At 58.1% G+C, this 13,867-nt stretch carries 12 protein-coding genes and 1 pseudogene; 5 read left to right on the top strand and 8 right to left on the bottom strand.

Annotation, left to right across the window (positions count from 1 at the left end):
- Nucleotides 1–5 precede the first annotated feature (5 nt).
- Complete coding sequence (locus AADW22_RS15890; RefSeq protein ID WP_407474663.1) at nt 6–1,085, top strand: type IV secretion system protein; 1,080 nt, start codon at nt 6–8, stop codon at nt 1,083–1,085.
- Nucleotides 1,063–1,854, top strand: a complete 792-nt coding sequence (locus AADW22_RS15885; protein WP_093733172.1) for a helix-turn-helix transcriptional regulator — start codon at nt 1,063–1,065, stop codon at nt 1,852–1,854. Before AADW22_RS15890 ends, AADW22_RS15885 begins: the two co-directional genes overlap by 23 nt.
- Nucleotides 1,855–2,330: 476 nt before the next feature.
- Here AADW22_RS15885 and AADW22_RS15880 read toward each other — a convergent pair whose 3' ends face one another.
- Nucleotides 2,331–3,350, bottom strand: a complete 1,020-nt coding sequence (locus AADW22_RS15880; RefSeq protein ID WP_407474662.1) for an IS110 family transposase — start codon at nt 3,348–3,350, stop codon at nt 2,331–2,333.
- 270 nt (nt 3,351–3,620) lie between these two features.
- On the opposite strand from AADW22_RS15880, the pseudogene AADW22_RS15875 reads away from it, so the two are divergent.
- Nucleotides 3,621–3,761 (top strand): annotated as a pseudogene (locus tag AADW22_RS15875) (IS3 family transposase); the annotation flags it as partial.
- 180 nt (nt 3,762–3,941) lie between these two features.
- On the opposite strand, the gene AADW22_RS15870 reads toward AADW22_RS15875, so the two are convergent.
- The gene (locus tag AADW22_RS15870) at nt 3,942–4,715 is read right to left on the bottom strand and encodes an ABC transporter permease (RefSeq protein WP_093733205.1); all 774 of its coding nucleotides are present in this window, start codon (nt 4,713–4,715) and stop codon (nt 3,942–3,944) included.
- A 102-nt stretch (nt 4,716–4,817) separates the two neighbouring features.
- Between AADW22_RS15870 and AADW22_RS15865 the strand changes: the two genes are divergently transcribed.
- Both AADW22_RS15865 and AADW22_RS15860 read left to right on the top strand, forming a co-directional pair.
- On the top strand, nt 4,818–6,920 hold the full coding sequence (locus AADW22_RS15865) for a 4Fe-4S binding protein (protein ID WP_093733170.1): 2,103 nt from the start codon (nt 4,818–4,820) through the stop codon (nt 6,918–6,920).
- Nucleotides 6,917–7,807 carry an FAD:protein FMN transferase gene (locus AADW22_RS15860; protein ID WP_407474661.1) on the top strand — a complete coding sequence of 297 codons (891 nt, stop codon included), beginning with the start codon at nt 6,917–6,919 and terminating at the stop codon, nt 7,805–7,807. Before AADW22_RS15865 ends, AADW22_RS15860 begins: the two co-directional genes overlap by 4 nt.
- A gap of 50 nt (nt 7,808–7,857) precedes the next feature.
- On the opposite strand, the gene AADW22_RS15855 is transcribed toward AADW22_RS15860, so the two are convergent.
- The 6 genes from AADW22_RS15855 to pedF all read right to left on the bottom strand — a co-directional run bounded on the left by AADW22_RS15855 (nt 7,858) and on the right by pedF (nt 13,816).
- Nucleotides 7,858–8,646, bottom strand: a complete 789-nt coding sequence (locus AADW22_RS15855) for a xanthine dehydrogenase family protein subunit M (RefSeq protein WP_037941691.1) — start codon at nt 8,644–8,646, stop codon at nt 7,858–7,860.
- Nucleotides 8,647–8,659: 13 nt separating this feature from the next.
- The gene (locus AADW22_RS15850) at nt 8,660–11,032 is read right to left on the bottom strand and encodes a xanthine dehydrogenase family protein molybdopterin-binding subunit (protein ID WP_037941689.1); all 2,373 of its coding nucleotides are present in this window, start codon (nt 11,030–11,032) and stop codon (nt 8,660–8,662) included.
- Nucleotides 11,033–11,092: 60 nt separating this feature from the next.
- A complete protein-coding gene (locus AADW22_RS15845) occupies nt 11,093–11,578 on the bottom strand; it encodes a (2Fe-2S)-binding protein (RefSeq protein WP_037941687.1) in 486 nt (161 codons plus the stop codon).
- A gap of 34 nt (nt 11,579–11,612) precedes the next feature.
- A complete protein-coding gene (locus tag AADW22_RS15840) occupies nt 11,613–12,131 on the bottom strand; it encodes a CoxG family protein (protein ID WP_407474660.1) in 519 nt (172 codons plus the stop codon).
- 76 nt (nt 12,132–12,207) lie between these two features.
- The gene (locus AADW22_RS15835) at nt 12,208–13,110 is read right to left on the bottom strand and encodes a substrate-binding periplasmic protein (RefSeq protein WP_407474659.1); all 903 of its coding nucleotides are present in this window, start codon (nt 13,108–13,110) and stop codon (nt 12,208–12,210) included.
- Between the two features lies 1 nt (nt 13,111).
- Nucleotides 13,112–13,816, bottom strand: coding sequence for a cytochrome c-550 PedF (gene pedF, locus AADW22_RS15830; protein WP_407474658.1), 705 nt, complete (start codon nt 13,814–13,816; stop codon nt 13,112–13,114).
- Nucleotides 13,817–13,867: the final 51 nt, after the last annotated feature.

Here is a 13,867-nt window from a genome sequence, read left to right as displayed (position 1 = left end):
TCACCATGAGTGTTGTCACCTACTTCGTGGAAACGGCCGATGGCTATCTCAATACCGCTGCCGAAACTCAGTTTGGTGCGGTCGCAGCAACGGTCGGCACGTTGCTGGTTCTGGGCACAACACTGGTTGTCATTCTTGTCTTCATCAACATGATCTACCAGTATCGCGCCATGGACGGCCGAACTGCATTTTGGCTGGCCGTGAAGGTCGGACTGATAGGGGTCTTCGCAGCCAACTGGGTCCAGTTCAATGCGCTTGCCTCAGCGATACTGAACGGAATCGACAGCATTGCCGGGGCCCTTGTGGCTTCTGTCGGCGGCGGATCACCTGGCCCGTCCGGTACCTTTGCAGAGGAATTTGACGACCTAATTGCAGCGCTCGGGGACTATCTGAATGCTGCGGGATCTGAGCTGAACTGGATGGCGGGTGCCTTGCTTGACACACTTGGGATTCTGCTGCTCTCGATTCTTGGCGGGTTGGCGGCGTTCATTGTTGTGGCGTCCCGGCTCATGATCGCTCTGCTAATTGGCATTGCGCCAGTGATGATCTTCTTGACCCTTTTCGAGGTGACCAAGGATTATTTCGCGCGCTGGCTTTCGGCACTTGTTTCTTTCGCGATGTATCCGATCATCGTCGCAGGCGTGTTCGCAACGATCACAGGTGTCTCTCGTGCGCTTCTTGCTAAGCTTGGTGACCCAGAGGGGGCCTCGAACATAGGGGCCCTTCTCCCATTTTTCATGATGGTGCTGATGGCAAAGGGTTTCATCATAGCAACACCTTTCTTGGTTCGGGCGATTTCCGGAAACATCATGATGCCAGCACTCTCGGCCGGGTTCGGGGGAAGCTATGCCTTCGCCAGAGGGCTTGCAGGTAGCAAACAAGTTTACAATCGCTATGCCATCGGTGGCGCAACTGGGGCTGAATACGCAGCCCTTCGAGCGCGACAATTCTTTGGCGTGCAAGCCTTGCCGAGCCGACCAAATACTGCTGGAGGGCCAACTGCGGCTCGTCCGGGTGACGCAAACGGATCAGGCGCCCGAATGCTGGCACAGCTTTCAAGACTTGGTAGGTTGGGCAGGCGGTGACAGCCAGGCGGAAAAAAAATCCTGCCACAACCGCAAAGGTTTTGCCAGTGGTTTTGAACGGTTTGGAAAGTTTAAAACAATCTTTGGGCCAATTGCACTAACGGTCAAAAATGACAAAGGTCGCTTGCGTATCGCAATCCGGCTCTTGCATCAGAACTTTGATTTCCCCGCGTGCCTCGGACCAGGTATCCTCGTCTTTCTTCACGAGAAGGCGTGTTCGTGTACCGCGCGACGCCTTGTGCCCGAAATGGTGAAGTTCCAAGGATCAATCGAAAAACGACAAGAATTGGCAGGCGTGTTTGGTGCCATGCCAGAGACAGGTGACCCAGAAGTTATCTATGCTGTTGACGATGCGCGCCTGTCTCTCGTGTCCGAAAATACGGCGCTTTGGACGTCGGTTGAGCAGGACCTTCAGCTCGCGCAAGCCACGACGGCAACCAGCATGCAAGAACGCGTCCGTGCCTGTTTGATCGGGGCCATTGGCGACGGCGACCCGTCGATCGCCTATATTTGCGAACGCCTGTCAAGAAGTCGCACGGGGCTACTGCGGGAACTACAAGCAGAGGGCGTAACGTTTCAGGGCATTCTGACCGACACGCGAAAATCTCTCGCGCTGAGATACCTGCGCAATAGCGACATGCCGGTCAAACAGGTCGCCAGCCTGCTGGCCTACCGCGACACCAATGCTTTCCATCGCGCGTTTCGTGCCTGGACAGGGCAGACACCGGCGCGGGTTAGAGCGACCCAGGATGATGCTTGTCAGGTTTGAGAGTGGGCTCCAATGCGAACTATCACGCTGTTACGATTTACTGCATGATCCATTTCTGGCCTTTGAACCAGTAGTTGGCGCAACTATAACGAATGTTCTTTTTGGTCGCGCATTTTAGATGTTCACGGGCTGTACAGCGAAAGAGCAGTATGAATTCCGTAAGGCGCAGCGGAGTTCAATGTCCTGTGTGGATAGCTGCTGCAAAGCAAGACATATTTGAAGCTGATTTTGGCACTGGTCAGAAGCAGACGTGTGTCCGGCCTGTTTGCGCGGCGCACGCGGCCGCTGGCCCTCCCTCTCGGGACATTGCTGTGCAATGCCCTGCCGGGCAGTGGATGGTTTCCGCAAACCAAGTCCCAAACCGGTCTGCGGACAAGTGAAGCCACTGACATTCGACGGGGTTTCTTGGCTGACGGGCTGACTGTGCTCCATCATTTCAATGGTCTTGCTGTCTCGTGTGTTCTGTTCTCCTCAGTTTAGATCGTGTGCGGTCTGTAGTACTCGTTCTTGCTCAAAACGGCCCAGATAATCCGCGCTGTCTTGTTTGCCATTGCCACGGTGGCAAGGCGGGTAGGTTTGCGGTCAAGCAATGCTCGGGACCACGGATCAACGCGTTCGGGATGTGTTTTCATCTGCCTCAGCCGAGAAGTTATACCAGTGACCAGCAGGCGTCTGATATATCGATCCCCCATCTTTGTGATAAGCCCAAGTTTTTCTTTGCCACCACTTGATCGGTTAAGCGGCGTCAGCCCCAGCCAGGCGGCAAATTCGCGACCGTTCTTGAACTGACTGGCATCTCCTGCTGTTGCGACAATTGCTGACGCGGTCACTGGACCAACGCCGGGGATCGACCGAAGTAACGTCACGCGGAGGTCCTGCTTGGCTTGAAGCCTTATACGCATTTCATACCGCCGCACGCGGAGATGCAGGGCAACAAGTTGGTTGCTCAGATTGTCGAGCACATCGATGGCAACTTCTGGAATGCCTGGCTTGTCGCCATCCAGCACACCCTTTGCAAACTTGATCGCGCTGCCGATCCCCTGCACAATTACGATACCAAATTCGCCCAGCAAGCCACGCAGCATATTACTTAGTTGGGTTCTCTGCCGGACGATCAGATCACGGGCTCGGTGGAGGAAGAGAACGCCCTGTTGCTCTTCTGACTTAATCGCGACAAACCGCATTATTGGACGGGTCACTGCCTCGCAGATAGCAGCGGCATCAACCGCGTCGGATTTGCCCCGTTTCACATAGGGCTTCACATACATCGCTGGGATCAGGCGCACATCATGGCCCAACTTACTTAGCTGTCGGGCCCAATAATGACTGGAACCGCAAGCCTCCATGCCAACCAGACAGGGTGGGAGTTTCTCAAAGAATGCGAACAACTGCGCGCGCCGCAAAGCTTGGTTGAAAGCGACTTCGCCATTCTCAGTCACTCCGTGAACCTGAAAGATATTCTTGGCCAAATCGAGGACGACTGTTGTAACCTGCATTGGGTAGCTCCTCTCAAAAGCAGTCAATAACAACTGCAGTATGGCGCATTGCGACGCCGGTTGGAGCAGGAGCTATCCACACCATCCGCTTCGGTGAAATGAGCTGCAACGCAGCGGAAAATTGTATGACGTCAGCACCCACGGGACAGATTTGAGGATTTGAAAAAGGGAGGATTTCTGGTTCATCTTATCGATTAGGAGATCGAGATGATAAAGAAACCCCAGACGTCGAAAGACGCCGCCGAGCAGGTTCACCGCAAGTACCGTGATCGTTATCACGAGAGCCCGCACAACGTCACACCCGCAGACGTTTACTTCGGGCGAGACAAAGCCATTCTCAGGGAAAGGGAGAAGATCAAGAAACTGAAAATCCGCCAGCGCCGCTGGCAAAATCAAAAACAAGCCGAATAATCAATCACGCAAACGAGCCAGAGCCTCCAATGCTCAAGCCGCACTGATGCACCATTTTATATAGCCAAGAACTCTTCACGGGTCACAAGAGCCGTCCGACGAAGGTGCTATTAAGAAACCGGTGGCAGCTCACTGGGACCCTACCGCGGCGCAACTTAACGCCAACTGAACTTTGGGAGATCAGACCCAGGACGCGCTACGCCAGCGTGTTGCGCGTCGCTCCAAGGTTTGCAGCGCTCCGTATTCGAGCGCCAACATCAGAAACACAAAACTCAGCGCATAGGCGAGAACATAGCGCGTCTCGAACAGCTGGAAATAGAGGTGGATCTGAAACCCGATGCCATCGCTGCGGCCCAGAAACTCGACCACGAGCACAATTTTCCAAATAATCGCCAACCCGTTGCGCGTGCTGGCAGCAAAATAGGGCCAAAGCTGGGGTAGTGTCACATGGCGAAGGCGCTGTATGGGCCGCATCCGGAAGACACGTGCCATTTCGCCAAGTTTAGGGTCCAGGGCCTGCACCCCTTCGCGCAAGGTCACAGCCACCATCGCCATTTTATTGAGGGCGACAGCAGTAACCGCAGCAACCTCGTTCAGACCGATCCAGAGGTAGCACAAAACGATAACAACCAATGCGGGAATATTCAAAAGCACGATCAGCCATGGCCCGAACCAGCGGTTGAGATACGGATAGAACCCCAACAACAGCCCCGCCACCGTGCCAAAAACCATCGCAAGCGCGAAGGCCATGGCAACCCGCTTGAGCGTTGCCCAGATGTGCCGCTGCAACTCACCCGATCGGCCCTCGAGCAAGCCGACGCGCCAGACCTCGGCAGGGCCGGGAAGGACCGCACCATCACTTGTTACCCATGCCGCAAGGACCCAGATCAAATACAGCCCGAAAAGTGATATCACCACGACCGGCAATGAGGGGTGAGGGTTGTGGTCAGGCATAGCAATTACCATGCACAAATCCCGCGCCAATCCCAAGGCGAAATAGCGAAGCCCTACCATAGTCGCATAGAGCATTTTTCCACCTGCTTCTAATCTCGATCAATGCAACGCCACTGGATATTACACATCGTGCTTGGTGCGGTCACTTTATGGCTGGTGTCGTGCATTGCGCTGGCCGCCCAGCCGCTGGATCGAGAGACGTTGGAGCCCTACATCGTTCCGCCGATGTCGCTGGGCGAGAGGATCAACGATGAAGGCGTGTGGCAGCTTCTGAACTCGGGCGGTGCCGAGGCAGGATTTGTGTTCGAGACTGAGCCGATGGCACCGCTGCCCGGCTTTTCCGGTGCGCCTATCAACGTGCTGGTGGTCCTTGACCTTGAAGCTCGTTTTCTCGACGTCAAACTGATCTCCCACAACGAGCCGATCTTTGTCTCAGGGCTGGGACAGGCACCGTTCCACAAGTTCTTCGAGCAATATCGTGGCCATTCGATTACCGAAAGTCTGGTGGTCGGGACGCCTTATGGCGCGGGAACTGACGGATCCGCGCTGGTCTATCTTGACGGCGTCACCAAAGCGACCGCCTCCGTGCGCATCGCCCATGAAAGCGTGCTGGCCGCGACGCTGAAGGTCGCACGCGAAAAGATGAGCGGCGTCTCGACAGGTCCGCCCGCCTATCCGGACCTTACCTATGATGAGCCATTGGACTGGGAGGATCTGGTCAGACAAGGACTGGTCACCCGTCACCGCGTGTCGAATGCGGAGATAAACGCTGAATTTGCAGGGACGATCTGGGCCGACGATGATCCGGAAGCAAGAGACAATCCCGACGGCACCTTCCTCGATCTTTGGGTTGTGGACATAGGCCCGCCCTCGATCGCCCGCGCGGTGCTGTCTCCCGGCAGCCTCGCTGAACTGAAGGGGTTTATGGGTATCTCCACCAGCGACGAACCCATTCTTGTAATCGAGACGGCACGGCACGGGTTGGTCACCGATGAATTCATCCGCAACACCTCACCCGATCTGATCAGCGCGGAACAAGGCGGTTTTCCGATAGCCCTGCGAGATGCCGACATCTACATTGAGCTGAATGACGCCCTGCCCGACGAACTGCACGACAGTGCTGCCCTGATCCTGCGCACGGACAGGCGGCTGGGGTTCGATCCTACTGCGGAATGGACACTGCGGATCAAGGCGCTGCGCGAGCATGGCATGTTCAAACCCGAAATCGGTTCAGCCTCGGTAGACATCACCCACAGCACGGACGCGCGGTTTTTCAAACGTCTCGAAGCGGTCAAACCGACGCCTGCGTGGGTAGATGCGTTGCGCAACCGTGCGGCGGATCTGATTATCCTCGCCGTCTTTCTTGTCGGATTGATCGCACTGCTGGGCCTTAGCCTGAACCGCCTGGCCGGGCATAGATATTTCACACCGATCCGCCTCGGGATTCTGGCCTTTGTCATCGGGTTTGTCGGCTGGTGGGGGCAAGGGCAATTGTCGATCGTTACGCCGCTCGGGGTGATCCGTACGGTGGCCGAGGGCGGATCACTGGCGTTTTTACTCTACGATCCCTTCTCGCTTGTCATCTGGGCTGTCACGATCCTCGGGTTTGTGCTCTGGGGGCGAGGTCTGTTTTGCGGCTGGTTGTGTCCCTTCGGGGCGATGCAAGAGTTCGCCCACCACCTCGCAAGACTGTTGCGCATCCGCCAGATTGACGTGCCCGATGCGTGGGACGACCGCCTGAAATGGATCAAATACGCCGTCTTGTTCGCACTTGTGGCGATCATGTTCACCGCCCCTGCGCGATTGGACAAAGCCATCGAAGTCGAGCCGTTCAAGACCGCAGTGACCACGTTCTTTGTCCGCGAATGGTATTATGTGGCTTATGCGGTGGGGCTTTTGGTGCTGTCCATGGTGGTGTTCAAAGGGTTCTGCCGCTACATTTGCCCACTGGGCGCCGTCATGGCGATCGGCGGATTGATACGCACCCGCAAATGGATCGACAGGCGGGCGGAATGCGGATCGCCCTGCCAGTTGTGCCGCGTCAAATGCGCCTACGGAGCCATCAAGAAAACCGGCGAAATCCAGTATTCCGAATGTTTCCAATGCCTTGATTGCGTCACGATCCACGATGACCCAAAACAATGCGTGCCGCTGATCGTGGCGGCGCGGAACGGGCGCAGACTGCATAAGGTGGCCGCGCAATGAAACTGAATCGTCGGCGTTTCTTGTCTATCTCGGCCGCCTGCATGCTGGCGACGCCCGCGCGGGCGCAGATCCACCGCTGGCAGGGTCGTGCCCTGGGGGCGGAGGTTGAGATAACCCTGCACGCCCCTGCCGACATTGCTATTCCCGCATTGGAACACGCCCGAGCTCTGCTGGACAGAATTATGGCGCAATTCGACCTGTTCGATCCGGCCTCCACAGTCTCGCGGTTGAACCGGACCGGGCACCTTGATGCGCCCGATGTGATGTTTCGCAGGTTGATGCAGGCCTGCACACAGGTTCACGCAGCAACCGGCGGGCTATTTGACCCCACCGTTCAGCCGCTGTGGCGCGCATTAGCCGAAGGGCAACCACCTGAGGCCGCGCGCGCGCTCATCGACTGGTCGCGTGTGCGCCATAGTGCTGCGTCGGTTACGTTGGGCGAAGGACAGGCGTTGACCTTTAACGGAATCGCCCAAGGGTTCGCGACAGATCTGGTGGCCGAGGCGCTGCGGGATGCGGGGCTCGAGCGCACGCTGGTCAATATCGGTGAATTTCGAGGCACCGGCGGGCCGTGGAGGCTGGGCATCAGTGACCCCGAAATCGGGATGATCGGCACGCGCACGCTCACCTCGTCGGCCATCGCCACCTCCAGCCCCAAGGCCGTTCCGCTGGGCGGTCAAGGGCATATCCTGCATGGGCACGCAAAACCGCGTTGGTCTACAGTCTCGGTCGAGGCGGCGACCGCAACCATGGCGGACGGGTTTTCCACAGCGCTGACAATGGCCCGCCTTGAGGATATCCGTGCGGCGGTGGGGACATTCGGGATCCGGCGGATCACGCTTGTTAGTGATCAAGGCGATGTCTCGAGGGTCGAGGCCCCTGCATAAAAAAGCCCCCGCATTATGCGGAGGCCTTCGTGTTGTTCAGGCATGCGAGCTTAGCGTGAGGCTGTAACGGCCCGTCCGGTCAGAACCTTGATCAGATGGGCGCGGTAGGCGCCATCGCCGTGCAGGTCGGTGATCATCCCGTCTGCGTCCACACTCAACCCGTCCAGCGCACCTGCGGAGAAATCCGCCGACAGCGCCTCCTCTGCTTCGGTCCACCGGAAAACGCCGCTCTCGGAAGCGCCGGTGACAGCGACCCGCACACCGTCGTCGTGCTTGGCCACAAACACACCCACCAGCGGGAACCGCGAGGCGGGCTGCTCGAACTTCTGGTAGTCCGCTTTTTGCGGCACGGGGAACGTCACCGCCGTCACAATCTCGTCCTCCTCCAACGCCGTTTCGAACATGCCCAGAAAGAAGTCGTCCGCCGCGATGTCGCGGGTGTTGGTGGTGATGGTCGCACCGGAGGCGAGGCACGCTGCCGGATAGCAGGCTGCGGGATCGTTGTTGGCCACCGATCCGCCTATCGTCCCGCGGTTGCGCACCGCAGGATCGCCGATCTTGGAGGCAAGATAGCCGAGTGCGGGATAGCTCTCAGCCAACTCTGTCGCGACCTGCCCGTGCGTCGTCGCACCGCCGATGCGGATCGTTGATCCTTCGCGCGATATTCCGATCATTTCCGCAATCGCGCTGAGGGAGACCAACTTGCTGGGGGCAGCGAGCCGTGCCTTGAGCGTGGGGATCAGGGTTTGCCCGCCGCCAAGAGGCTGGGCTTCATCCGTTTTCAGCGCGTTCACCGCTTCTGCAACTGTCGTTGGACGTTCTATGTCAAATGCATACATGGTTTGGGTCCCTTTACGCGTTGTTCATGGCTGACCACACACGGTGTGGAGTCAACGGCATGTCGATGTGTGTGACGTTCTTGCCGCCCGATTGAAGGGCGTCGATCACAGCGTTCACAACTGTGGGCGGGGATCCGATGGCACCGGCTTCACCGCAGCCTTTGGCCCCCAGCGGGTTGTGGGTGCAGGGTGTTCCCTGACTGTGATCAACGATATAGAAGGGCAGATCGTCCGCGCGCGGCATGGCATAGTCCATGTAGGACGCGCTCTCCAACTGGCCATCTTCGTTATAACGCGCCGCTTCCAGCAGCGCCTGGCCGATGCCCTGCCCCAGACCGCCATGCACTTGGCCGGTCACGATCATCGGGTTCATGACATTGCCGAAATCATCCACGGCTGTCATGCGGTCTACCCGCACCTTGCCCGTATCCGGATCAACCTCGACCTCACAGCAGTAAGCGCCTGACGGAAACGTGAAGTTGGCCGGATCATAGAAGGCTGTTTCCTCCAGCCCCGGCTCGATGTCTTCAATCGGGAAATTATGCGGGATGTAGGCCTTGAGGGCTACCTCGCCAAAGGAAACGCCCTTGTTCGTTCCCACGACCGAGAATTGACCGTCCTTGAGCTCGATATCGGTCTCGGCAGCTTCCAGCATATGTCCTGCGATCTTCTTGGCTTTGGCGATGATCTTTTCGGTGGCGCGGACAACGGCAGAGCCACACACCGCAAGGCTACGCGACCCGTAGGTGCCCATCCCGAAGGGGATCTTGGACGTATCGCCATGCACGATGTCGATGCTTTGGGCGTCGATGCCCAGCATATCGGCGACAATCTGCGGGAACACGGTTTCATGGCCCTGGCCGTGGCTGTGCGCGCCGACCATGACACTGAGGTTGCCCGTGGCGTTCACCCGCACGGTCGCCGCATCATAGAGACCCACACGGCTGCCCAGCACGCCGACAAGGTTGGAGGGCGCAATGCCGCAAGCCTCGACATAGGCGTTCACACCAAATCCGCGCAGCAGGCCTTTGGCCTCGGACGCCTTGCGGCGCTCAGCGAAACCCGCAACGTCCGCAACTTCCTCCATCTTGTCCATCAGGGCGTCGTAATTGCCGGAATCGTATTCCAGACCGGCCGCGGAGGCGAAAGGATACTGGTCCGGCTTGATGAAGTTTTTGCGCCGCAGGGCAATCGGGTCCATGCCCAACTCGCGTGCGCATTTGTCGATGACCCGCTCCAGAGAATAGGTCGCTTCGGGCCGACCGGCACCGCGGTAGGCGTCGACCGGCGCGGTGTTTGTAAACACCGCTTTGACGTTCACATAGACATTCGGCACCGTATAGTTGCCCGCCATCAACGTGCCGTGCAGAAAGGTCGGCGTGGCAGTGGCAAAGTTTGACAGGTAGGCACCGACGTTTGCATAGGTCTCGGTGCGGAAGGCCAGAAAGTTGCCTTCGGCATCTGTGGCCAGTTCAATTGTGGTCACATGGTCACGGCCATGGGCATCGGTCAGAAACGCTTCGGTCCTGTCGGACGTCCACTTGACCGTGCGACCCACGCGTTTCGCCGCCGCCAGCACCAGTGCCTCTTCGCCGTAGTGGTAAATCTTGGAGCCAAAGCCGCCGCCCACGTCAGGCGCGATTACCGTCAGCTTGTTTTCGGGAATACCCATCACGAAGGCCGAAATCAGCAACCGGGTCAGATGAGGATTTTGCGATGTGGTGTGCAGCGTATATTCATCGCTGCTCTCTTTGTAGCTTGCCATGGAGCAGCGCGGTTCCATCGCGTTGGGCACCAACCGGTTGTTGACCAGCTCGAGCGTGGTGACATGCGCCGCACCTTTGATCGCATCATCAGTGGCCCGTCGGTTGTCTTCGATCCAGCCCCAGTCGAAACACTGGTTCGTGCCAATCTCGTCATGTACGAAATTGTCCGATGTGAGCGCCGCCTTCACGTCCATGATGGCGGGCAGTTCCTCGATGTCGGCCTCGATGGCTTCTACCGCATCACGCGCCTGTTTTTCCGTCTCGGCAATGACCGCGGCATAGGCATCGCCCACATGACGGACCTTGCCGTGGGCCAGCACGGGACGCTTGGGCTCCTTCATCGGCTCGCCATCGCGGCTGTTGATAAGCCAGCCTGCGGGGTTGCCGCCAACATCGGCGAAATCGGCACCGGTAAAAACCGCCAGCACGCCGGGCATGCTTTCCGCAACGGATGTGTCGATTGATTTGATAACGCCGTTTGCCACGGTCGAGCGGGCGAAGACCGCCGCCGCCTGATCATGGGCGGGCGGGATATCATCGGTGTATTGTCCTTTTCCCTTGAGGAAACGAACGTCTTCGCGGCGGCGTGTCGATGCGCCAATTCCGGTGTCCTTCGGCATGAAACTTCTCCCTTAATCTTTTATTTTGTGTAGGCGTCGGCCTTTGTATTCCGGCCCGGGCTATTCTGCAGCGATGGCGCTGACATCCTGACCGGATGCGGCCATGATCGCCTTGACGATGTTGTGGTATCCCGTGCAACGGCAGATATTGCCTTGCAGATAGTGGCGCACTTCGGCCTCTGTCGGTTTCGGATTGTCCTTGAGAAGGTTGGCCGCCGTCATCACCATGCCCGGTGTGCAGAATCCGCACTGCAATCCGTGATGCTCCTGAAACGCGCTCTGGATCACGCTGAGCGATCCGTCCGAGCCTGCCATCCCTTCGATCGTCTTGATATCCGCACCATCGGCTTCGATTGCGAACATGGTGCAGGCTTTCACAGATTTTCCGTTCACATGAACCACGCATGCGCCGCACTGCGATGTATCGCACCCGACATGGGTGCCCGTCAGTCGCAGATCCTCACGCAGCATTGACACCAAAAGCGTCTGCCCCTCAACGTCGCGGGACACCTGCTTCCCGTTGACCGTCATTTCTACTTTCGTCATGTCGTTTCTCCCTTGGTGTACTCGTGTGACCCGCTCAGCTTTTTACCAGCTTGCGGAACCAGCCTTTTTTCTGTTCCGGTGCTGCCTCGGCAGTTGCCGCAACCTCTTGCGATGGTGTGCCGAGGGCATCCTGGAAATTGCTGAAAAACTGATCTGCCATTTTCTTGGCAAATCCATCGATGATGCGGCTGCCAAGCTGGGCCAGCTTGCCGCCCACCTTTGCCTCGACGTCGTAGTGCAGGACCGTCTGGTCGCCGTCGGCTTCCAGACGGACTTTCGCACCGCCCTTCGCAAAGCCGGCGGCACCGCCTTTGCCCTCGCCGGTGATGGTCAGGCTTTCAGGCTCGACCATCTCGCTCAGCTGGACAGCGCCCTTGAAGGTTGCCTTTACCGGCCCGACCTTTTGAACCACCACGGCTTCGAAACCGCTTTCGGGTGATCCGGCCATTTCCTGGCACCCGGGCACACAGGCTTGCAAAACCTCTGCGTTCAGCAAGGCGGCATAGACCGTCGCGCGGTCTGCGTCGATCGTCTTTGTATCACTAAGGTTCACGTCATAATCCCCACTTTTATTTTCTCTACGCTAGTCCAACGAGACGCAGCAGCATATTAGACCAACGGCGCATATCTCAGCGCAGAGGGGGCTGGAAACTCAACCCGTAGCTGTCGAATATCGCTGCGATCCGTCCATCCTCGAGCGCGGCATAGATCGCGTCATCCACCGCATAAGACAGAGGGCGGAAGCGGAAATGGACCCCGACACCCAAAGTCCACTTGCTGACGGCAAAGCCTGCCAAGGGGGGCTGGTGAACGCCTGTCGCATCGGTCAAACCGTATTCCAGCTGCCCCAGCGGGCCCATGGCGGCCTTCGTCTCGCCGCCGTTCAGCGCTGTCATTGCGGCCTGCATGTCGGGATAGCGTGCGATGTTCGCGGCCAGTTGTCCGCCCGCAAATGACGTCAGGTAGAAATCCGAAATGGAATCGTTTTCAACCGCAACCGTATCGAACCGGAAGTATGCCGGAACGGGCTTTGCGTCCGGATACTCGGATTTGGCATAGGCAATGGCGATGGACTCGGTGGAATACTGGCCGGTGAACACCACCTGCTCGACCCGGCATTTGAACGCTGAATCGTAGGGCACCCGCATCATAACATTGGAAACACGCCCACCGATGACAGCGCCTTTCCAGACATTGTTGCGCAGATCCGCTTCGAGGTTTTCGTCCGACGAAACAAAATTGAACTGAGCCTTGACGCCAATTTCCTCGGCAATCAGACGGGCGATATCAACATCGACGCCGCGCGGTTTCCCCGCGTCTTCCCAGCTGTAGGGAGGGTAATTTTCATAAACCGCGAACAGCATGAACCCACGCTCGACGATCTGGTCAAGGTCTTGGCCCACCTCGTCGCGGCCCGCATTTTGGGGTTTGGGTTGCGGCACATAGTCCGCACAGGGGTCGGCAGCGCGGGCCTGCCCTCCAAAGGACAGGCCCGCAATCGCCAGTGAGAGAACAAATGTTAGGGTGCGCATGCTAGTTCGCTGCCGACAATCCGATTGTAAGCGTCTCTGCCGCAGTCTTGTAGGCCGCCGGTGTGCCGTCGATCTGCGCCGCTGCGCGCAGGGCGATAGAATCTGCTACAGGCGCGCCGGACAGCGTTTCAATCCCGTCGCCGATCTCGGTCAGCCGTGCCTTTAAGGCGTCAGCATCAGCGCCGTCAGCATTTGTCGCATAGCCTGCCATCTGGTCGCGCAAAGCTTTCAGCTCGTCCGACACGGCATCCATCGCATCGCTATCGGGCCGCGTTTCGATATATGTTCTGATCGCCCAGGCGGCATCCTGCCCCAGCTGCTCTTCGAAACCCGGCATTTTGGTAATGCCGTTCTGGGTCATCCCGACGCGGAACCGTTCAGCATACCACTCATCGCCGTACTCCTCAGCCTCGAGATACCGCAAATCAGGTGCAAGACCGCCCGAAACGCCCTCAATCCCGTGACAACGCGCGCAGTTCTGGTTGTATCCAGACGCACCAACTTCGACAGCCTCTTTCCATACCTCCACGCCCGCCGTTTCCGCGCGGTAAGGATTTACGGTTAACCATTCCTCACCGGTGGTCGGCAGACTGCCCGTATCCACCGGAGATATCCCGATCGGTGGACCTGCGGCGAACACTGCGGTGACAGCGCCTGCCAGAATAATTGCAGGCAGGGCCGCATTTGCGAATACACGTTTTTTCATGTCACTCTCCCAAGTCAGGTTGTGCTTTGACACGTGTCTAAGGGGTGCCAC

It is taken from the genome of Sulfitobacter sp. PM12 (assembly GCF_045586035.1).
In the GTDB taxonomy this organism is placed as follows: Bacteria; Pseudomonadota; Alphaproteobacteria; order Rhodobacterales; family Rhodobacteraceae; genus Sulfitobacter; species Sulfitobacter pontiacus.
The sequence above is the reverse complement of the archived record's forward strand: the minus strand, read 5'-3'. Positions and strand labels throughout refer to the sequence as shown.